Genomic DNA, 19,037 nt, shown 5'->3' with positions numbered 1-19,037 from the left:
ATGGGAGATTCTTTCCAGTGGATGCTGATTTTAGTTGCTGCCCATGCCGGGAACGCCGCCTTCCCAGTCCTTTGGACGGCTCCAAGGAATGGTGGACTCGTCTGGGTCGGCGCAACCGGTGACGTAGAAAAGGGACGCGATGCTCGCGGCAGCGAGGATGATGGAGATGAACTTTTTCATGCTTGTAGAAGTCAGTTGAGGCTGGAGACGGAGTCTCCTGTTTGCGGAGTCTTGACCAAGGACTCTGGCAGAACTCGGGCGATGCTCAAGTTTTCCTTCACCTCGGTGACCTGTATTTTGGCTATAGGTGTGTCAGCGTGCTGAACGTAAAGTTCATTCTGCAGGCGCACGCCGTCGCTGTAACCGATGTCCAAAACGACGAAGGAGGCGCCTTTCCCCACGGTGAGCACGTTGCCCCGGAGGGAGGGATCTGCCGGGATCGAGCTTGGAAGGATTGAGCTAACTTGTTGCAGGGGTTGGGTTTGCTGGAGCTCGAGGACTTGTCGCTCGAGGTTGGCGATGGCGAGCTCGTAGTTGGCGATTTCCTCTTGGGGTACGCTGGTGGCCTTCAGGACATTTACCTCTTGGGTGAGGCGGCTGTTTTCTTTTTGCAGGCGGCGCTCGGCGATCTCCTGGGCGTCGCGCTCGTCGGCGAGGCGCTTGTTTTCGCGTTGGATTTGCAGGAGCTGATTGTTGGCGAGCAGGGAATCGGCGGTGAGCTTCTGGATTTCGTCGGCTTGGGCGGCTAGGGTTTCCGCTTGGGCGGCGTTCTCCTTCTGCAGCTTTTGCACGCGAGTCCTTTCGGCTTTCAGGGAAGCGTTTAGGGACTGGAGGTTGGTATCGAGGGACTGGTACTCGTTCTTGGCGAGAAAGTAGAACACGCCGGCTGCGATGGCTCCGAGAACGGCCAAAGCTTGTAGGGTGCGGGTGATTACTTTCATTGCGGGTAATGCTAGGTTTCTGCTTTTGCGGAGGAAAGCTGTTTTTTCGCGGACAGTGCCGCCTGTTATATAGCTTGAGGGCGGGGGCGGGTGAGTTTGGCGATTTCGGCCATGATGCGGTCGGCTACGATTTGGTAGCGCTCCTTGCCGGCTTCGCGGCCGGGGTCGTAGGCGGATGGGGGAAGCGGCTTCCCGTAGCGCATGTGCACGCTGAGGTTGAAGTTAGGCAAGACCTTCCCTTTGGAGAGGACCTTGTTGGAATTGAAGATGCGGCAGGGGATGACAGTCGCTTGCGACTTGGCGGCGATGAGTCCGATGCCGGGTTTGGCGGCTTGCAGCTTGCCGTCGGGGCTGCGGGTTCCTTCGGGAAAGAGGGAAAGCAGTCCGCCGTTTTTGAGGGTGGAGAGGGTGGCTTTCATGGCCTTGATGTCAGAGTCGCCGTCACGGTCGACGGGAATGGTCCCTACGCTGTCGAGCCACCAGCTGGCGGCTTTGTTGAACCAGAGGGTTTTACGGGCAAAAAAGTTGATATGGCGGCGAAGCAGGCAGCCGATGAGAGGCGGGTCGAAGTGGCTGGCGTGGTTCACGGCGAGGATGACGCCGCCTTTGGCGGGGACGTTGCGCATGCCTTCCACGTCGCCGATGAGGAGCTGGCTGAGGACTCCGGCCGCGAAAGTCTTGCTGGCGTGGTAGATGGTTGGCGAGTAGGGAGCGGGCATATTATTGTAGGTAAGCCTTGGATACGAGGTCTGAGACGTGTTCGACCACTTCTTCGAGCGTCATTTCGGAGGAGTCGACGAGGGTGGCCCCCTCGGGGATGGACAAGGGGGCTGTCTTGCGGCTGCTGTCCATTTGGTCGCGCTTTTCGATGCTGTCGCTAAGACCTTCGGCAGCCCGGCGGGCGGCTCGCTTGGCGGGGTCGGCGTAGAGGTAGAGGCGCAGGTCGGCGTCGGGGAAAATGACGGAACCGATGTCGCGGCCTTCCATGATGAGTCCGGCGAAGCCCTCTTCGCGGGCGATGTTCGCTTGGTCGCGTTGGTAGTCGAAGAGGAACTTGCGCAGTTCGGGAATGGCGGCGTATTGGGAGACGTTGGCGTTGACCTCCTCGCTGCGGATGGATTCGTCGGGTATCCAGTCGTTGACTACGATGTAGGCGGAGTTTTCGTCGATGTAGGTGCCGAGTTCTAGCTTTGCGAGCGCGGCGTCCATGGCGGGGCCTGCTTCGGGAGCGACACCTGCTTCGAGGAGCTTGACGGTGGTCGCTCGGTAGAAGGAGCCGGTATCGACGTGCATGAGGTCGAATTTGCTGCTGAGGGCGCGGGAAGTGGAGCTTTTGCCAGCGGCAGCCCCTCCGTCGACGGCTATGATGATGAAGTCTTTTTTGGACATGTGACGAGTGGCGAGTGGGATCGGGTGGGTGCGGCGTGGCGCAAGCGCCAGCCCTACTGGGCGGAATTGATCGAGTCTTGTCTCAGCTTTTCCAATACTTGGAAGAAGTCTGGGAAGGTCTTTTTGCAGCAGGTTGGGTCTTCGACCTGCAGCCAGGGCTGGCCGTTGCCGAGAGCGTCGTAGCAGCCGAGGATGCCGAAGCTCATGGCCACGCGGTGGTCGTGGTAGGTGGCTACGGTGCCGGGCTGGAGGGGGCGCGGGGTAATGGAGAGAGAGCCCTCGGTCTCTTTGACTTCTTGTCCGAGGAGTTGCAGGCCGTCAGCCATGGCGGCGATGCGGTCGCACTCTTGGTGGCGGGTGTGGCCGATCTCTTCGATGGTGGTGGTGCCGTTGAAAAGCGGCGCTACTGCTGCGGCTGTGAGGAAGGTGTCGGAGTAGGGGTAGAAGCTGCCTTCGAGAGATTCGGGCTGAGCTCCAGGCTCGTAGTGCACGGTGGCGGAGGTTTCGTTCCACACCACGTAGGCTCCGGCTTCCTCCATGCGGCCGGCGAAGGCGATATCCCCTTGTAGCGATTCTTTGGTGACGCCATGGATTTCGAGCTCGCCGGTGACCGCGACGGGTAGGGCGAAGAAGTAGGAGGCGGCGGAGGCGTCGCCCTCGACGAGGTAGCCGTCGGGCTTGGCTTGGTAGGGGGTGTGGTGCTTAATGGAGTAGCCTTCTTCCGAGGCGGCAAGGGCGGACTTTGGCACGCCGAACTGCTTGAGCATGGCGAGGGTCATGTCGATGTAGCTGCGGCGCACGGAGGTGTCTTCCATGACGATTTCGATGCCCTTGGAAGCGTAGGGGGCGGCCATGACGAGGGCAGATACGAATTGGCTGGAGGATGAGGCGTCGATGGAGGCGCGTCCGCCGGCGAGTCCGTTGGAGCGGATGCGCAGCGGGGCGAATCCGTCGGTGGTTTCGATGTTGGCTCCGAGTTGGTTGAGCGTCTCGGCGAGGTCGGCGATCGGACGCTTACGCATTTGCGGGACCCCGTCGAGAGTGTAGTCGCCTCCTTTGCTGAGGCAGAGGAATGCGGTGAGGAAGCGGGCGGAGGTGCCTGAGTTGCCGACGAAGAGCTCGGCTTGTTTGTTGGGAATTTGGCCGGAGAGCCCGACTACGCGAATGGTTTTAGCGGCCGGGTCGGGCTGCACGTCGAAGCCTAGGTCTTGCAGGGCATTGACCATGATTTCGGTGTCTTCAGAGAAGAGACAGTTTTGCAGCAGCGTTTCGCCGTCGGCGAGGGCGGCGATAATGAGAGCCCGATTGGTGATGCTCTTGGAACCGGGCACGGTGACGCTGCCGCGGACGGGCGTGGTAAAGGGGGTGACTGGATAGGGATCTTGCATGGGAGACATTGACGCCCGCGGAGCGGCCGTCCCACGTGGAGTGTTAAAGTTGGTCGCGGAATTGTTTTCCGTCGGCGAGTTGCTGTAGGAGTTCGAAATCGCTTTCGTTGGCGATGGCGGCGGCGAGGGTTTGCAGATGGTTTTGGAAATCGCGCAGGGCGCGGAGGACTTCGTGGCGATTTTGGGCGACGATTTCCCGCCAGAGTTCGGGGCTGCCGGAGGCGACGCGGGTGGTGTCGCGCAGGCCGTTGCCGCAGTAGTCAGCGGCGGCGGGGCAGCGGTTGGCGAGGAAAGTGGCGAGCGAGGAAGCGAGCAGGTGGGGGAGGTGGCTGACCTGGGCGACGATCTCGTCGTGTCGGTCGGGCGTTTCTTCGACGACTTGGGAGCCGACGGCTTTCCAGAAGGCGATGGTTTTGGCGAGGGCTTCGGGATCGGAGCTTTGCGAAGGAGTGACGAAGCAAGTTCGTTGCTCGAAGAGGTCGCCACTGGCGTTCTCCATGCCGGTCTTCTCGGAGCCGGCCATCGGGTGGGAGCCGAGGAAGCGAGCTTTTCCTGCGAGGGCGGCTTCGCACTGGCGTACGATGTCGGCCTTCACGCTGCCGACATCGGTCACGATCGGATTTCCGGTGGCGAAGGCGGCGATTTCGCGGGCGAGGGTGATGATGCGGTTTACGGGGGCGCAGAGGACGATGAGCTCCGCATCGCTGCAGGCTTCGGCGAGGTCGGTGCTGGCGCGGGCGCACCATGGTTGTTGCAGGAGGGAGTCGACGGCTTCGGAGCGACGGGCCCAGAGGGAAACTTTTTGGGCGACGCCTTTCTCGTGGGCGGCGATGGCGAGGGAGGCGCCGAGGAGTCCGGGGGCTACGATGGTGATGGTTTGGAACACGTTGGCGGAAAGGGTCTTGAAAGTGTAGTTGCGAGGAAATTCAGTTCTTGGGCGGCGCTTGGTCCTTTACTGGAAACGGCTGTCCGCTAGCGTTTTGGCTAGATTTCGAAGGATGGAAGAGCCGGAAGAAAACAGTGAAGAGGCAAAGCGCGCCAAGCGAATAATTTATTGGGTCATGACGGTGTTCATCGCTGCCCCAATCCTCGCTCTGGCGTACATGGTATTTTCCGGTTGATTGGGGTCTTTCCGGGTCGATAGGAAAAGGATACCTAGGGCTTCGATTATTGCCCGCCGGACATCCCATAATTCCTGTCCGAAACGACTCCTACCATGAACCAATCGATCTTCACTTTTCGTGCTATCCTTTTGGCGTTCTGCGCCTTAGGTGGCTATGGCGTTTGGTACGCCTTCAACGACCTCGGCAGCGTTTGGCTGGTTATGACTGTTTCCGTCTTGATCGGCTGCCTTCTCATTTTGGTGGACATGCTGATGAAGGGCTTCTCCTTGCGGGGCTTGTCGGCCCTGACTTTCGGTCTCTTGGCGGGAATTTTAGCAGCTCACCTGATCACGATTTCACCGCTTTTCGAAGAGGGAGACGCCCAGGTCATCTACATTTCCCGAGTCGGGGTGTTCGTGGCCGTCAGCTACCTGGGGGCAGTCATAGCCTTGCGGGGCAAGGACGAGTTTAACTTGGTCATTCCCTACGTGCGATTCGAGCAACAGCAGGTGGAAGTGCCGCTGGCGGTCTTGGACGAGACGGTATTGGTGGACGGTCGCGTCTCCAAGCTCGTAGCCGCTCGCATGTTGGTGGACCTCTTTTTCGTTCCCAAGTTCGTGGTGGATGAGCTCAACGAACTGAGCAACTCCTCGGTGGAAGAGGAGCGAAACCGGGGAAAGCGTGGGCTGAAAACCTTGTCGGAGCTGCGGTCCTTCGACCATGTGGAGGTGCGGGTGCACGAGAGCGAGCTCAAGTCTGGGCAAAGCCGCGAGGAAAAGATGCTCTTTATCGTGCGGAGCTTGAAAGGGCGATTGCTGGCGGCAAGCGAGTCGCTCACCACGCGGGCCAAGCAAGAAGGCGTGCCGTTCGTCGACATGCTCGGTTTGGCGAAGGCGATTTCGCAAGAGGTGACGGTGGGGCAAGCCATCACGGTGCGTCTGGTCAAAACCGGCCGCGAAGACAGCCAAGGCGTAGGTTACTTGGAAGACGGTTCCATGGTCGTGGTCAACGGGGCTGCGGATTTGGTGGGAACGGAGGTTCTCATCGAAGTCGACAGCATCATCCCCACCAGCGGCGGGCGGATGGTCTTCGGAAAGATGCTTGGCCAAGGGCGTTAGCGAGAACGCTTCGAAGTGGGGAGCTGCCTCCTTTGGGGGATGCGGGTGACTTGGTGCTTGCCACTCGGAAGGAGCGCTTAGAATGCGGAGCGTCGGCGGGACTTTTGTCCTGCGGGTCGTTTCCACTACTTCATTATCACCCTAGAAACCCTCTTTTATGGAGTTCTTCACGCTCGAAAACAAAAACGGTCTTAAGCTCAAGTTCACGGATCTTGGCGGGATCGTATCGGAAATTCACGTACCGGACCGCGACGGCACCTTCGCTGACGTCGCGCTCGGCTTTGAAACGGTAGAGGAGTATCGCGACCACAACGACGCGTACTTTGGAGCGATCATCGGCCGTTACGGGAATCGTATTGGAAACTGCAAGTTTTCCCTCGATGACGAGGAGTTCGCAGGTTTGTTCGCTAACGACGGAGCAAACCATTTGCATGGTGGGAAGCTCGGCTTCGACAAGGTCGTTTGGAAGACTGAGCTCGTATCCGGAGATGGATACACGGGAGCAAAGCTCACTTACCGGAGCGCCGACGGCGAAGAGGGATATCCTGGCAATTTGGAGGCCACCGTTGTCTACAAGCTAACGGACGCGAACGAGTGGATCATCGAATACGAAGCGACCACGGACAAGCCGACTGTCTACAATCCGACCAACCACGCCTACTTCAACTTGGCGGGCCACGACGGTGATTCGCCCTTGAGCCACGAGATGCAAATCAACGCCAAGTTCTTTACGCCGACCGACGAGGGCGGAATCCCGACGGGCGAGATCAAGAGCGTTGTCGGCACGGACATGGACTTCCGTTCGCCACGAGTATACGGCTCGACCATAAACTCGGAGGACCCGCTTATCAGCCAGCTAGGGGGGTACGACCACAATTGGGTATTGGACAAGCAGTTCGGTTCCTTCGGACTTGCGGCGGTCGCCTACGATTCGAAGTCCGGCCGTGAGATGAAGGTCTACACCAGCGAACCAGGGGTTCAGTTCTACGCTGGCAACTTTCTGGATGGATCGCTCACCGGCAAGGGAGGCAAGGTCTATCAGAAGCGTGACGGCTTCTGCCTAGAAACGCAGCACTTTCCGAACTCGCCAAACTTTGGCCATTTTCCCTCCACGACCTTACGGCCGGGAGAGGTGTTCCGATCGAAGACCGTGTACGCCTTCGGTGTCAGGTAAGGCACGCGCGCGTTTCGCAAATGGCGGCGTTCCCTTTGTGGGGCGCCGCCATTTTTGTGAGCAAACGCAGGTTTGATTTTTCCTACTCCTTAATCGCTACCACTTGGACTATGGATCCGATTCCGGTGTGCAGCTGTCCTTCTCGGATGTCTCGTTCGGTTTCGCGAGCGAGGACAAAGTTAAGCCCATCCAAGTCTTGGCGCAGGTCATCAAGGCTTAGCAGGAGGTCTGCAACGGGAGGCCCCCCAGTGCCTTTTCCGAGTTGGTTCGGCGTGTAAGCTTCCAGGATGAATGCGCCTCCAGGGCGTAGGGCCGCTACTGATTTTCGGTAGACAGATTTGCGCAATTCGGAGGGAAGGTGGCAAAAGATGGATACGATTCCCTGATAGCTTTCGGGTTCGAAGGCGAAGTCGGCGAGGTCGGAGTGAATCGTTTGGATTTGCACGCCTTTCTGGGTGGCGAGCCTCTGAGCTTTTTCAAGTCCGACCCGGGAGGAGTCGACGGAAGTGACTGGATGGCCAAGGCTGGCGAGGTAGACTCCGTTGCGGCCTTCCCCGTCGGCCAGACAAAGGCAGGGACCGCTAGGGATGTGACGGGCTTGCTCTGCGAGGAAGTCGTTGGGCTCAGTTCCGTAGGCAAAGGCTTCGGAGGAGTAGCGTTGGTCCCATTTGTTCATCAGGAAAGGTGGTTAGCGAGCTGCGTTGCGTCCGTCCTCAGGCGAGGGATATGGTCCGCATTTCTCCTTGGGCGGTGAGTTGGAGGCGGTGGGTGATGGGCCAGGGGATGAAGGGCAATTTGCTGGGCCATTCGATGGCGAGGCAAAAGGGCGGAAAGATGAGCTCTTCAAGCATGAGCTCGTCCCAGATCTCGGGCGACTTCTCGAGCCGATAGGCGTCCATGTGGGCGAGCTGCCGCGTTCCTTGGTAGAGGTTGTAGATATTGAAAGTGGGGCTGGTAACCGCTTCCTGGATATCCCAAGCTTGGGCTAGGCCTTTGACAAAGGTGGTTTTGCCGGCTCCCAAGTCGCCCTCAAGGGTGAGCACCGCCTCGTCGGGCAACTGGGCTGCGAGTTCGCACGCGACTTGGTAGGTCGCCTCCACGCTGGAGGTGGTGATGCCTGACTTGAGTCTATCTAAGATGTTCATAGCCGTTAGCGGAAAGTGACTGGGGCGCGTTTTTAAAGCTGAGTCTCGGTGCCTTGCTGACTGTGCGGCTCGTTGCGTATCCAATTTTTGTGACAGGCGTTTGCAGTTCTTTTCTCCATTGAGTCAGGAAAGAGTCGACTGCGGTGCCGGGTTTGAGGGCGAAGATGAGTTCGAAATCTTCTCCGTCGTTGAAAACATGATACAGGGCATCTTTTCCGGAGGACTTTGCGGTTTCGATGGCGTCGTCTGCAATGGGAAGCTGGGAACAGTCGATTTCGCATCCCAAGGCTGGGGGCAGCACATTGGCGAAATCCTTGCCGAGCCCGTCGCTAAGGTCGCTGCAGCTCAAGCAATGTTCTGAACGAGCAAGCCACTGTCCTTCCGAGATGCGGGGAATGAAGCTATGGTGCTTTTTCAATCGGGTGCCTCCGAGAGATCCGGTCACGAAAATGGGGCTGCCCACTTGAGCGGAGTGGCGTAGCAGAGGGGGGTGCGGGGCGGAGGTTTCTCCGTAGAGAGTGAGGAAGGCGCCGAGAAAGTGGTCGGCGCTGGAGACGTCGCCACCGACGATGACGCACTGGAAGCGTTTTGCTTCCTCGGCCAGGGCTTTGTAGAATGGTTCGATCCAAGAAATGGATACCTTCGGATCGAGGGCTAAGCAGATGATCGCGTGGGTGGGACGTCCGCCCATGGCAGCAATGTCGCTGAGGTTCCTTCGCATCAGCTTGGCCGCGGCCTGAGCTGGGGAAACTTGCGCGTCGAAGTGCTTGCCGTAGATGATAGGGTCGGCGGTGACGAGCTGTTGGGCACCGGGGGAAGGGAAGGGCAGGACGGCGCAATCGTCTCCCATGCCGAAGGGGGCTGCGGGCGCTGCATCGCCCAGCCAATCCTTCAGTTGCTCGATCAGCTTGCTCTCGCCTAGGCTCCCGATGGATTGGCTCTGGTCTTCAGTGTAGGGATTCAAGGGATTCCGGGGAGAGGAGGATCAGCCCAAGGTTGATCGAGTTGAAAGCGGAGTGGAAGACGATGTTGGACACGAGGCTGCCGGATTCGCGGTAGGCGAAGGCCAACATAACGCCGATGGTCATGAGGGGCGCGAAAGAGTAGAGATTCGCATGCAGTATCGCGAAGAAGAAGGCGGACAGTCCGATCGATGCGTAGAGCGGCATGCGATAGTGCAGGTAGCGAAAGATGCCGCCACGGAAAGCGACCTCCTCGCAAACGGGCGCGACCAGGACGATGACGGAATACATGATAGCCACTTCGAGGGCCGTGCCGCCTTCCAAGACCATCTTGATGGGGTCTTGCAAGGTTCGTTCGTATCCGAGCGAGTCCAGAAAGATGCTGGAGAAGAGGTTTACTCCGAACATGACTGGATAGGCGATGAGCAGCCACTTGAGTCCGGTGAGGGCGGCTTGGTGGAAGGGCTGGGCCTCGGAAGGACGATGCGCGTGGTCTTGCTCTTGAACGAACTTCTTGAAGCAGAGAAACGCCACCAACATGCCCGCTTGCATGCCAAGGTTGGCGGCGAGAGCGACCATGAGCGGTGGCTCTGACTCAGGTTCGGGAGCAACGAGCCATTGGGCAATCTTGGCGCCGAGGTAGGAGCAGAACCCCATAGCAGAGAAGAGAAGAGCGATGAACACCCAAAAGTCGCTGCCCCGTATCTCCCACTTGGGGAGGGAGTTGCGTGCGATGAGGGGGATGGGCTCCGTTGTGTTTCCTAAAGTCATTTTGGATTGAAAAGAAGGAAGCGTCTTCGAGGCAGGGAGCGAGTCGAAAAGCGCGAAATCCGCTTGGAGAAGGTTTTTGCATGACATCTGGGCGGGATGCTTTTTGGTAGCCGGTCTTCGCATGGAAAAGGCTCACAAGAAAAGGGCGTCGTTGCACACGCTTGGTTGCCGGCTCAACCAATCCGAAACCTTGCTGATTCAGCAAGGCTTGCAGGAGCGTGGCTACGAAATCGTGCCGTTTGGCGAGGACGCGGATCTGGGAATCATTAACACTTGCACGGTGACTAATCTGGCCGACTCCAAGTGTCGGCAGACCATACGCCAATTCGTGCGCAAGAATCCTGAAGCCTACACTGCGGTGGTCGGCTGCTATTCCCAGATGGGAGCCAAGGAAATCGCGGAAATTGGCGGAGTGGACCTGATCATCGGGAATCAGGAAAAGATGAGCGTGATCGACTACATCGGCCAGGAAAAGAACGAGAAGCCGGTCATCGTGCGCGAGAAGATCTCCCAGGAGGACTTCTCGATCCACAATTTCGGTGACATTCCGTTCAACCAGCGGGCGAACCTGAAGATCCAGGACGGCTGTAGCTTCGTGTGCAGCTTTTGCATCATTCCTTTCGCTCGTGGAGCGGCTCGGGCCCGGAACATGGAAAACTTGCTCGAAGAGGCGCGGCTAAAGGCGTCGCAGGGGATTCGTGAGGTTGTGATCACCGGCGTGAACATCGGCACTTACGACACGAAAGACGGTGACTTGCTGAAAGTGTTGGAAGGTTTGAACGCGATCCCTGGCATCGACCGGATTCGCATCAGCAGTATCGAGCCGACGACCATCCCGACGGAGCTGTTCGCATTGATGAACGATCCGCAGCATGCCTTGCTGCCGTTTTTCCACATCCCGCTGCAGAGCGGATGCGACAAAGTGCTCAAGGAGATGCGCCGCAAGTATACGACATCTGAATACTTGGACTTCTTGCACCTTGCTCACGACAGCGTGCCGAACGTTTACATCGGTTCGGACATCATGGTGGGATTTCCCGGGGAGACAGAGGAAGAGTTCCTGGAAACCTGCAGCGTGTTCCTAGACAATCCCTTCGATTTCTGCCACGTGTTCAGCTATTCGGAGCGCAAGGGCACGGTTGCCGCTCGACGAGCTGACCAGATCGAGATCCCGGAGCGAGCGAGGCGTAGCGCTTACCTGCGCCGCTTGTCTTCAAAAAAGCGATACGACATGTATGAAAGCTATCTCGGCCAAGAGATGCGCGTGCTGTTCGAAAATCCGAAGCCGGAAAGCTGGCCTTCCTATACGGACAACTATATCCGCGTGGTGGTGCCGCGGGTGGGAGAGTTGTCAGCGGAGAAGGGCCTTGATCTCGCCAATCGATGCGGGCGGGTGAAGCTGAAAAAACTCGCCGCCGACTACGTCGAGGGCGAGTTGCTGGAAATGCTGGACTGAGCTCGTAGCGCGGAGCTTTGATCCTGCAGCGTGGACGCTGGCCAAAGCGCAGCGCGACGGGATCTGGATGTTGCGGCGGCCTCGGCGATGCCGCCCTACCTTTTGTTGGGCAGGATCTCGACTTCGTAGCCGTCCGGGTCGGTGATAAAGGCCATGGAGAAGTTCTCCTTTTCCTTCCAGTTGCCGGGCCAGACTTCCACGCCGTCGTCCTCGAGCTTCTGACAGAAGGCCTTGATGTCGTCCACGCCGATGCAGGTGTGCATGAGGTCTTCGGGGAACTCTACCTTGAAGTCGGGCGAGTAAGTCAGCTCCAGCATGTGGTCGTTGCCGGGGAGTTCAAGGTGTACGATCTGGTTGCCCTGGGGGCTGGTGTTTGGGCCTTTGAATACTTGGAAGCCACAGTGCTTGCAGTAGAAGTCGATGGACTTTTGCAGGTCGGCTACGCGTACGCGGGTATGGAGGAATTTGATCATAGTCTTGCAGTTATTGAGATGGGTAAGGCGGAGGCCAAGCCTCTATCTCCCAAAGCTACGGTTTTTGGCCAGCTTTGACTGCCGTGTCAGTTAGCCATTCCGTCGAACTCGAAGCAAAGGGTGCGCGGCGCCGCTTCGGGTTTTTCCTCTTGGATTCGGAAAAGGTTTTGGCGAGTGGAGTCGGATTTCGCTCCGCGGGCTTGGGCGGGAACGAGGCGATAGGAATCGAGTCCGCTGATTTCCTCCAGGAAGTAGGAGACGACGGTGAACTCCTCCTTGGTAGCGGCGGTCAGCGTGACCTGGTCCATGGGGCGGCGACCGAGAGGGCTGGGAAACTCACGCTGCAGCCCATGGGGCTTGCGTCGGATGAGCAGGTAGCCGACCGCCTTGATTTGCAGGAGCCAGGTGCGGATCGCGCCCTTGAGGTCGAGGAGGTCCGTGTCGAAGGAGTGAGCGAGAAACTTGTCGTCGATGCTGTATGCGATGACCACGACGGTATCCTCGGATTTCGGAATGAAATCGCTCGAGCGGCACTCGCAAAAGCGACGCCCCGTCTGGATGAGCTGCCCAAGAATCATCGGCTTGCAGCATAGCGAAAATCGGCGCGAACGAAAGCCGTTTCAGAATAAAGTTGGGCAAATAAGTATGGCTTCGCGTCGCGAGCGCGAAACCTTACGGGCAGTCTCTTAGGCGTTTGGAAATCCATTGGCTACTTTGCTCGTTCGGCTGCCACGCGGCTGAGCTTTTCGATGACCATATCGATGCTTTCCACGTGCTCGTTGGGCATGCCCTGGAAGTTGTTCTTTAGCAAAAGGGGATCGGCGAGGGCGTCGATGGAGAAGCCGACGCCGTGGCATTGGATGCATACGGGACGGATCATCTTTTCGTTGGGGCGGAGCACGTCGTTTTGGTTGTGCAGGACCTTGGTGACGGTTTCGCCGAATTCGGTCAGCTCGATTCGGGGCAAGTGGCAGGTAGCGCAGCTCACGCCCGTGCCGGGCTCGGCTTGGCCCTGCGTTTCGGCGACCCAAAGCTGGAAGTGCTTGGACTCCTTGTAGGCTCGGGTGTGCTGGTCGTCGTGGCAGCTCACGCAGGCGTCCATGGCCGCGAACTTCGTTTCAAAGCTGTGGTCGTCGTGGCAGGAGACGCAGCTGAGCTCCTTGTGGGCGGCTCCCGCGTGCATGGGGAGGCGGGCTTGGGCGGGCGTCATGGGCGAGAGGTTTTGGGCGAGCCGCATGCCGTGGCGGCTTTGCAGGAAGGTTTCGGCTTCGTAGTCGTGGCAAGTTTGGCAGGACGCGATGCCGGGCTTGTCGAGCCAAGTTCCCGTATCCTGGGATTGGTGACAGTCGAGGCAATTGACGCCCGCTTGGGCGTGGCTGGAGTTGGACCATTCGAAGGCGACGTCTTGCGAGTAGGAAACGGAGCTTGGCGCGTCGCGTTCGGAGAGGCCGAGCGGGGCGCGTTCGTTTTCCTTGCTCCACTTTCCGTAGTACTGTCGCTGGGGAACGTGAGGGCTGAGCTTGAAGGCTGGCTCGTCGAGGTGCTTTTCCAGGAAGTCTTCGTAGAGGGCGGTGTTATCGTGGAAGTTGTGGCAGCCGGAGGTGGAGCAGCTGTCGAAAGGCAGGCCTTCGTGGGTGGGGCGCTCATCGGCTACGTCTTGGTGGCAGAAGTAGCAATAGTCGGTGGGCAAGGTGACGCCCATGGGGGCGGTTTGGTCCGGCTGGTGCTCGACGTGGCAGCTCACGCACTTGCGGGCGTCGAGGATGGCGACGCGGTCTGCGTTTCGCGGATCGAGAAATTTCGTGATGGGATGGGAGTCGGCGACTCGGTCCAACTCATCCTGGTGGCATGAGGCGCAAGCGTCGTGCTTCACGCCCATGTCAGGGGTGTGGCAGACGGAGCATTGCAGCTCGATCTGATGGTGTCCATGGGAAGCGTCTCCCGGCATGAAGGCGTTGCGCTTTTCGCCCTTGATCGAAGCGAGAAAGTGGAAGGTCAACCAGAGAGGCGTCGCCGCGGCCAAGACCCATTGGAGCTTTTTTCGGTTCATGCTAGTAGGCGTAGGCTTTGTAGATGTGGAAACCTAGCAGGACGGGATAGGGCCAAAAGAAGAGGATGTGGGCTTTGGTAACCAGGGAACGGATACGGCGGGACCAAGGGCCGCTGAATCTGTCTTCCATCGCGATGCTCAGGCCTGCGAGCGCGCCTACTAGGTTCAAGCCGACGAAACAGCTCATGAGCCAGAGGTTCAGGTTTTTGCCGAAGTCAAGGCCGGTATGGGCTACGAGAGTGGCGAGGCAGAGGGTTCCGAGGATGGCATGGGCGGCTCGCCACCAGCCGTAGTTGCCCTGACGCAGGAAGCGAACCCGTTTGCGAGCGGAGAGTAGCAATGCCAGCAAAGACAAGCCTGCCATGCTGTAACCCGAAACTTGCTTGTAGAGGGACTCGTGCCAGAGCTTTGAGATCTTGAAGTATAGCGTCTGCACGCTCTGCGGTTCCGGAAAGGCGGCGAGGAGGAGGAATCCTAGGCAGGCCAGCAGCGCGACGGTTGCAGTTGTCGACAGGCTCTTACGACCTTTGGGGCGATAGGCGGCCTCTTGGCCTGATTCGCCGCAAAGTTGGGCAAGCAACGGACGGCAGGAGCCGCAAACCGATCCTGCTCCGGTCGCTTTGCCGAGCGATGACACCGTCTTGCAGCCGGATGAGATACAGATGGAAAGGCTCCCTTTGGTCGTTTGCGTGCAATTGCAGATGATGGCATTGTTTGGCCAGTCAGCCAATGCGTCTCCCTCTGGAATTTGGCCGTCTTTTTCGAAAGCGGCTTGCTCGGAGGGCGTCATGAAACGCTCTTCCTTGATTGCTAGCTGGAGCTGGTGAGTCTGGTCCCATTTTCCGACGACGGTTCCGCCGGCGAAGCAGTCGCGCTTGAGCACGATCATGCGATAGCTTGTCGGGCTGCGGTGCACGAGGGTGCGTCCCTCTCCGAGATAGTCGCCGAAGGTGCTTACTTCTATCCCTAGGAGTTTGAGGCGACAGGAGAGGTCGGAGCCTTGGTAGGTTTTGCTTCCGTCGCAAAGTTGGTCGGCCAGAACTTCTGCCATTTGATATCCGGGTGCCACGAAGCCGTATATTTGCCCGCGGTGCAGGGCGCATTCGCCGATCGCGTAGATGGAAGGATCGGAGGTTTGCAGCTGGTCGTTGACGATGATGCCGCCGCGGGCTCCAAGATTCAAATCGGCGTCCCGAGCGAGCTGGTCGGCCGGCCGCACTCCAGCGGCAACGACCAGAATATCCGTGAGCAACTTGGTATCGTCGTTGAAGCTGACCAAAAGGCCGTCGTTCGATCGTTCTATCTTCTGAGCTCCTTTGCCCACGAGGGGAGTGACACCGAGTTGGCGTATTTGCTGTTCAAGTACGAGTGACGCGTCTTGGTTGAGTTGGCGCGGCATGAGACCATTGGCAAACTCCACCACGGTGGCGCTTAATCCTAGCTCTTTAAGCGCGTTTGCCGCTTCGAGACCCAGAAGTCCTCCACCTAAAACGATGGCGGAGGATTTGCCCTCGCAATGGCGAATGATGGCGTCGGCGTCGGCGATGGTGCGGTAGACGAAGACCCCCGGAGCATCGCTTCCCTCGATGGGGGGAACGAAGGGGTAGGATCCGGTGGCAAGTACGAGTTTGTCGTAAGGGTGGCTTTGGCCGGCAGCATCGATGACGGTCTTTTGCTCGCGATCGATTTTTTCGATGCGCAAACCGCAGTGAAGCTTGTATCCTTTCCGGGAATACCAGTCTGAGTTTCCGAGGCTGAGGGTTTCGGGGGAGGGGTTCTTGAAGTAGTCGGTGAGGTGGACGCGATCGTAGGCGGGGTGGGGTTCCTCGCCGAAAATGTCGACTTTCAGTTTCTGGTCGAATTTTGCTTTGGAAAGCTCGTCGCAAAAGCGATGGGAAACCATCCCGTTGCCAACGATGACAATACGCAAGGGCGGTGACTCTGGGTGCGATGGTTTCAAGGAAGTAAGGCAGGCAAGGCTTAGACGTGGGGCTCGCATGAACCCCACGCCCTCTCTAAGCGTCTACCTGTATCTAATTTGTAGTTAGAAATTTGTTACGCAGCAACTTCGTTGGCAGCGTCCTTCATGGTGGTAGCGAGGAGCGTATAAGTCGCGATCCAAGCTTCCTTCGTCTCTTCCGTGAAATCGTCGCCGAGGCCTTGGCCGAGCGTCCAAATGAGGGCGGTTCCCACTGTCTCGTAGTGTTCGTCCTTTACTCCGTATCCGACGTGGCGTTTGCCCATGGCTTGGACTGCCCCTACGATCCCTTCGAGATTGTTGAGCCCGCGAACAGCCGTGGTGATCATGGTCATCAGCTTCTTTCCTTGTTCCTTGATGTCGCTCTTGAAAAGTGGCTTGAGGCTAGGATCGAGCTCGAAGAGCTTTGCGTAGAAAATGGAAGCTGCCGTATCGGCGATGGGAATACATTTTTCCCAAGAGGATTGGACGAGTTCGATTTGTTTTTCGGTCATAGATATAAGAGGTTGAGGATGATTGGAGAGTTATTGGCTAAGGTGGGTCATGAAGCGTACCGCTTGCCTGACTTGATCGTCGCTTAGCTCTGCGAAGCCACCCTTCGGAGGCATCTCGGTGTACTCCGGGCCGATGAAGCCGTTGAGGGCGTGGTCGTAGAGGGTCTCGAGTCCCTTGGCTATGCGGTGCTCCCAAGCGGCTTTGTTGCCGATGATGGGCGCTCCGGTGAGCCCAGTCAGATGGCAGGTGGTGCAGGTTTCCGACCAAGTCTTTTGACCTGCGATGAGGTCTGGGTCGGTCAAGGGCACGCTAGACGGATCGAAGCCGCCGCTATTCGAGACCGCAGGCTTTTCACCGCAGGAACAGAACAGAATAGCGAGAACAGCAGAGCTGCACTTCCAGCGAACATTCATATTGAGAGGAATGAGGAGGGCCTAAAGATTGGGTTTTCCAAAGCAGAACCTCACGTGAGAGGCTCTGCTTGGAGTCAGCTTCGCGTATTAGTCTAGGGGAATGCGAATGACGACTCCGCCCATGACGTCGCCGAGCTTGAAGTCGGTTTTGGGGGAGTCCTTGTGCTCGTTGTGGCAATCGACGCAAGCAGCGGCTACTCCGGTGTCTGCGTAGACGCCGGTGAAGTACTTGACTCCGCCAAGCTCCTCCTCGGCGTAGTAGTTTTGTCCTGGATTATCAACTACGTATTGAAGGCCTGTCTTTTCGACCTCTGTCTTGGGAGCGTTCTGAGCGTTGATTGGCCAGATGGATTGCAGGGAGTAGGAGAAGCCAGCGTCTGGCTCCTTCGCTACCATTTCCGCTCCCATCCGGAACATCTGGGCGGGAAGCGGGAGGGCCTTGTCGTCGGCCCAGTGCTCGGAAGCCTTGATGACCTTGTCTTGCTTGACGAGTCGGTTGACGACGTTGCGGGTGTAGATGGTGCGGTCTGACTTCATTACGAGGTGAAGCCCGTCAGCCATCTTTTGAGGAGAGATGCCGCCTGTGGCGGCTTCGCTTTCTCCGCAGCCGGAGAGGAACAGGGTGGATGTCAAAGTCGCTCCACTGAGGAGGACTGCGTAGAGGATGTTTTTCTTTTTCATTTCGGATTAGGCAAATGGGAAACTAATCCGGTTTTAGCATCGGCGATGCCAAAAGAAGTATTTAGAATATTACTTTAAAGAAAAAGAGCGAGTCCGTGTCATTCCTGTATGCATGTATGGGAAATGTAACTACGAAAAATGCGACACATTCTCAAATGGGAGAACTATGAATTTCATTAATCGCGAAGCGTTTTTGAAATCCTGTAAGCTGCGGGATTTTGACGTCGCAGCTTATGAGCGCGAAATATTGGGCGCTTAATCTTTGGCAAGGGCAAGCTTGAGGCCTTTGCGGTTGCGTAGAAGGTTTTGCAAGGAGTGTTGGTCAAGTTCGGAGTAGAAGGCTCGCTCCGCCTTTTTCAGGACGCCTTTCAGGGCGCAGCTCTTTATAATACAACAAGTGTTGCTCTCGGGATCGAAGCACTCGACGAGGGGACTATGGCCTTCGGTGCTGCGTACCACGCTCCCGATATTGATATCCTCGGGGGCTTTGCTGAGTTGCAGACCGCCGCCCTTGCCTCGAGTCGCTTGCACGAGCCCGAGTTTGGCGAGGTGGTTAGAGATCTTGACCAAGTGATTTCTGGAAATCGAATAGGCGTCGGCGATCTCGACCAATGAAACGACTCGGTCGGGATTGAGCCCAAGGTAGAGGAGCATTCTGAGGCTGTAGTCCGAGAATTTTGTAAGCTCCATTTTTTGGGGAAACGGTTTTTTGCTGGGGAACTAGAGCCGCGCGGGCAGTCCGGCGGCAGCGAGATGTTCCTTGGCTTGCTTGATGGTGTAAGTGCCGAAGTGGAAAATGGAGGCAGCGAGCACGGCGGAGGCTTTGCCTTCGTTGAGCACGTCGACCATGTGGTCGAGATTGCCTGCTCCTCCGGAAGCGATGACGGGAACTTCCACCGACTCGGAGATGCGGCGAGTGAGTTCGCAGTCGTAGCCGGCTAGGGTGCCGTCGGCGTCCATGCTGGTGAGGAGGATTTCGCCGGCGCCGAGGGAGACGGCTTTCTTGGCCCACTCGATGGCGTCGAGCGGGGTGGGGTTGCGTCCGCCGTGAGTGTAGACGCGCCAGGAGTCGCCGTCGCGCTTGGCGTCGATGGCGAGCACGATGCATTGGTTGCCGAACTTCTTGGCGGAATCGAAAATGAGGTCGGGGTTGTTGATGGCAGCGGTATTGAGGGAAACCTTGTCGGCTCCGGAGTGCAGCATCTTGCGAATGTCTTCGACCGTGCGCAGTCCGCCGCCGACGGTGAGAGGCATGAAGCATTCTGAGGCGGTGCGCTCGACGACGTCGCGCATGATCTGGCGTTCGTCGGAGGAGGCTGTGATGTCGAGAAAGACGAGTTCGTCGGCTCCTTGCTGGTCGTAGGCTTTGGCGGATTCCACTGGATCGCCCGCGTCGCGGAGCTCTTTGAACTTAACGCCTTTGACGACGCGGCCGGCGTGGACGTCGAGGCATGGGATGATGCGTTTGGCTAACATTGCGGAAAGAAAAAGGTGAAGAGC

The 19,037-nt window shown here is 58.1% G+C and carries 22 protein-coding genes; 3 read left to right on the top strand and 19 right to left on the bottom strand.

The genetic code is table 11. From position 1 onward, the window contains the following. Positions 1-30 precede the first annotated feature (30 nt). The 6 genes from IEN85_RS08935 to IEN85_RS08910 all read right to left on the bottom strand — a co-directional run bounded on the left by IEN85_RS08935 (position 31) and on the right by IEN85_RS08910 (position 4,604). Positions 31-180, bottom strand: coding sequence for a hypothetical protein (locus tag IEN85_RS08935; RefSeq protein ID WP_191616755.1), 150 nt, complete (start codon positions 178-180; stop codon positions 31-33). An 11-nt stretch (positions 181-191) separates the two neighbouring features. Continuing rightward, positions 192-941: a hypothetical protein gene (locus tag IEN85_RS08930; RefSeq protein WP_191616754.1), complete on the bottom strand. Its 750-nt coding sequence runs from the start codon at positions 939-941 to the stop codon at positions 192-194. A gap of 65 nt (positions 942-1,006) precedes the next feature. After that, a complete protein-coding gene (locus tag IEN85_RS08925) occupies positions 1,007-1,660 on the bottom strand; it encodes a lysophospholipid acyltransferase family protein (protein WP_191616753.1) in 654 nt (217 codons plus the stop codon). A 1-nt stretch (position 1,661) separates the two neighbouring features. Then, positions 1,662-2,330, bottom strand: coding sequence for a (d)CMP kinase (gene cmk / locus IEN85_RS08920; protein ID WP_191616752.1), 669 nt, complete (start codon positions 2,328-2,330; stop codon positions 1,662-1,664). A gap of 53 nt (positions 2,331-2,383) precedes the next feature. Then, complete coding sequence (gene aroA, locus IEN85_RS08915) at positions 2,384-3,718, bottom strand: 3-phosphoshikimate 1-carboxyvinyltransferase (protein WP_191616751.1); 1,335 nt, start codon at positions 3,716-3,718, stop codon at positions 2,384-2,386. A gap of 43 nt (positions 3,719-3,761) precedes the next feature. Then, positions 3,762-4,604 (bottom strand): prephenate dehydrogenase, encoded by an 843-nt coding sequence (locus tag IEN85_RS08910; RefSeq protein WP_191616750.1) that lies wholly within the window; start codon positions 4,602-4,604, stop codon positions 3,762-3,764. Between the two features lie 330 nt (positions 4,605-4,934). On the opposite strand from IEN85_RS08910, the gene IEN85_RS08905 reads away from it, so the two are divergent. Together IEN85_RS08905 and IEN85_RS08900 are read left to right on the top strand one after the other, a co-directional pair. Beyond that, on the top strand, positions 4,935-5,939 hold the full coding sequence (locus tag IEN85_RS08905; RefSeq protein WP_191616749.1) for a twitching motility protein PilT: 1,005 nt from the start codon (positions 4,935-4,937) through the stop codon (positions 5,937-5,939). Between the two features lie 157 nt (positions 5,940-6,096). Beyond that, positions 6,097-7,113, top strand: a complete 1,017-nt coding sequence (locus tag IEN85_RS08900) for an aldose epimerase family protein (RefSeq protein WP_191616748.1) — start codon at positions 6,097-6,099, stop codon at positions 7,111-7,113. 82 nt (positions 7,114-7,195) lie between these two features. On the opposite strand, the gene IEN85_RS08895 is transcribed toward IEN85_RS08900, so the two are convergent. Genes IEN85_RS08895 through IEN85_RS08880 form a run of 4 tightly spaced genes read right to left on the bottom strand, consistent with a single transcriptional unit; the run spans position 7,196 to position 9,991 of the window. Next, entirely contained in the window at positions 7,196-7,789 is a 594-nt protein-coding gene (locus IEN85_RS08895; protein WP_191616747.1) for a class I SAM-dependent methyltransferase, read from the bottom strand. A gap of 37 nt (positions 7,790-7,826) precedes the next feature. Then, positions 7,827-8,258: a tRNA (adenosine(37)-N6)-threonylcarbamoyltransferase complex ATPase subunit type 1 TsaE gene (gene tsaE, locus IEN85_RS08890; protein WP_191616746.1), complete on the bottom strand. Its 432-nt coding sequence runs from the start codon at positions 8,256-8,258 to the stop codon at positions 7,827-7,829. After that, entirely contained in the window at positions 8,242-9,222 is a 981-nt protein-coding gene (locus tag IEN85_RS08885; RefSeq protein ID WP_191616745.1) for a thiamine-phosphate kinase, read from the bottom strand. The genes tsaE and IEN85_RS08885 overlap by 17 nt, the downstream gene beginning before the upstream one ends. Beyond that, a complete protein-coding gene (locus IEN85_RS08880) occupies positions 9,206-9,991 on the bottom strand; it encodes a CPBP family intramembrane glutamic endopeptidase (protein WP_191616744.1) in 786 nt (261 codons plus the stop codon). Before IEN85_RS08880 ends, IEN85_RS08885 begins: the two co-directional genes overlap by 17 nt. A 121-nt stretch (positions 9,992-10,112) precedes the next feature. Here IEN85_RS08880 and mtaB point away from each other — a divergent pair, with 121 nt between their 5' ends. Further along, the gene (mtaB, locus tag IEN85_RS08875) at positions 10,113-11,447 is read left to right on the top strand and encodes a tRNA (N(6)-L-threonylcarbamoyladenosine(37)-C(2))-methylthiotransferase MtaB (protein ID WP_191616743.1); all 1,335 of its coding nucleotides are present in this window, start codon (positions 10,113-10,115) and stop codon (positions 11,445-11,447) included. Between the two features lie 95 nt (positions 11,448-11,542). Here mtaB and IEN85_RS08870 read toward each other — a convergent pair whose 3' ends face one another. The 9 genes from IEN85_RS08870 to hisF form a co-directional block, all read right to left on the bottom strand. After that, positions 11,543-11,920 carry a VOC family protein gene (locus tag IEN85_RS08870; protein ID WP_191616742.1) on the bottom strand — a complete coding sequence of 126 codons (378 nt, stop codon included), beginning with the start codon at positions 11,918-11,920 and terminating at the stop codon, positions 11,543-11,545. Positions 11,921-12,006: 86 nt separating this feature from the next. Then, the gene (locus IEN85_RS08865) at positions 12,007-12,498 is read right to left on the bottom strand and encodes a hypothetical protein (RefSeq protein ID WP_191616741.1); all 492 of its coding nucleotides are present in this window, start codon (positions 12,496-12,498) and stop codon (positions 12,007-12,009) included. Between the two features lie 131 nt (positions 12,499-12,629). Next, positions 12,630-13,970 carry a cytochrome c3 family protein gene (locus IEN85_RS08860; protein ID WP_191616740.1) on the bottom strand — a complete coding sequence of 447 codons (1,341 nt, stop codon included), beginning with the start codon at positions 13,968-13,970 and terminating at the stop codon, positions 12,630-12,632. 1 nt (position 13,971) lies between these two features. Further along, complete coding sequence (locus IEN85_RS08855; protein WP_191616739.1) at positions 13,972-15,930, bottom strand: FAD-dependent oxidoreductase; 1,959 nt, start codon at positions 15,928-15,930, stop codon at positions 13,972-13,974. A gap of 95 nt (positions 15,931-16,025) precedes the next feature. Next, on the bottom strand, positions 16,026-16,442 hold the full coding sequence (locus IEN85_RS08850) for a globin family protein (RefSeq protein WP_191616738.1): 417 nt from the start codon (positions 16,440-16,442) through the stop codon (positions 16,026-16,028). Between the two features lie 30 nt (positions 16,443-16,472). Beyond that, positions 16,473-16,856 (bottom strand): c-type cytochrome, encoded by a 384-nt coding sequence (locus IEN85_RS08845; protein ID WP_191616737.1) that lies wholly within the window; start codon positions 16,854-16,856, stop codon positions 16,473-16,475. Between the two features lie 87 nt (positions 16,857-16,943). Further along, positions 16,944-17,537 carry a Tll0287-like domain-containing protein gene (locus IEN85_RS08840; protein WP_191616736.1) on the bottom strand — a complete coding sequence of 198 codons (594 nt, stop codon included), beginning with the start codon at positions 17,535-17,537 and terminating at the stop codon, positions 16,944-16,946. A gap of 255 nt (positions 17,538-17,792) precedes the next feature. Continuing rightward, complete coding sequence (locus tag IEN85_RS08835; protein WP_191616735.1) at positions 17,793-18,227, bottom strand: RrF2 family transcriptional regulator; 435 nt, start codon at positions 18,225-18,227, stop codon at positions 17,793-17,795. A gap of 30 nt (positions 18,228-18,257) precedes the next feature. Beyond that, positions 18,258-19,013 (bottom strand): imidazole glycerol phosphate synthase subunit HisF, encoded by a 756-nt coding sequence (gene hisF / locus IEN85_RS08830; protein WP_191616734.1) that lies wholly within the window; start codon positions 19,011-19,013, stop codon positions 18,258-18,260. Positions 19,014-19,037: the final 24 nt, after the last annotated feature.

It is taken from the genome of Pelagicoccus enzymogenes (genome assembly GCF_014803405.1).
Classification (GTDB): Bacteria; Verrucomicrobiota; Verrucomicrobiia; order Opitutales; family Opitutaceae; genus Pelagicoccus; species Pelagicoccus enzymogenes.
The sequence above is the reverse complement of the archived record's forward strand: the minus strand, read 5'-3'. Positions and strand labels throughout refer to the sequence as shown.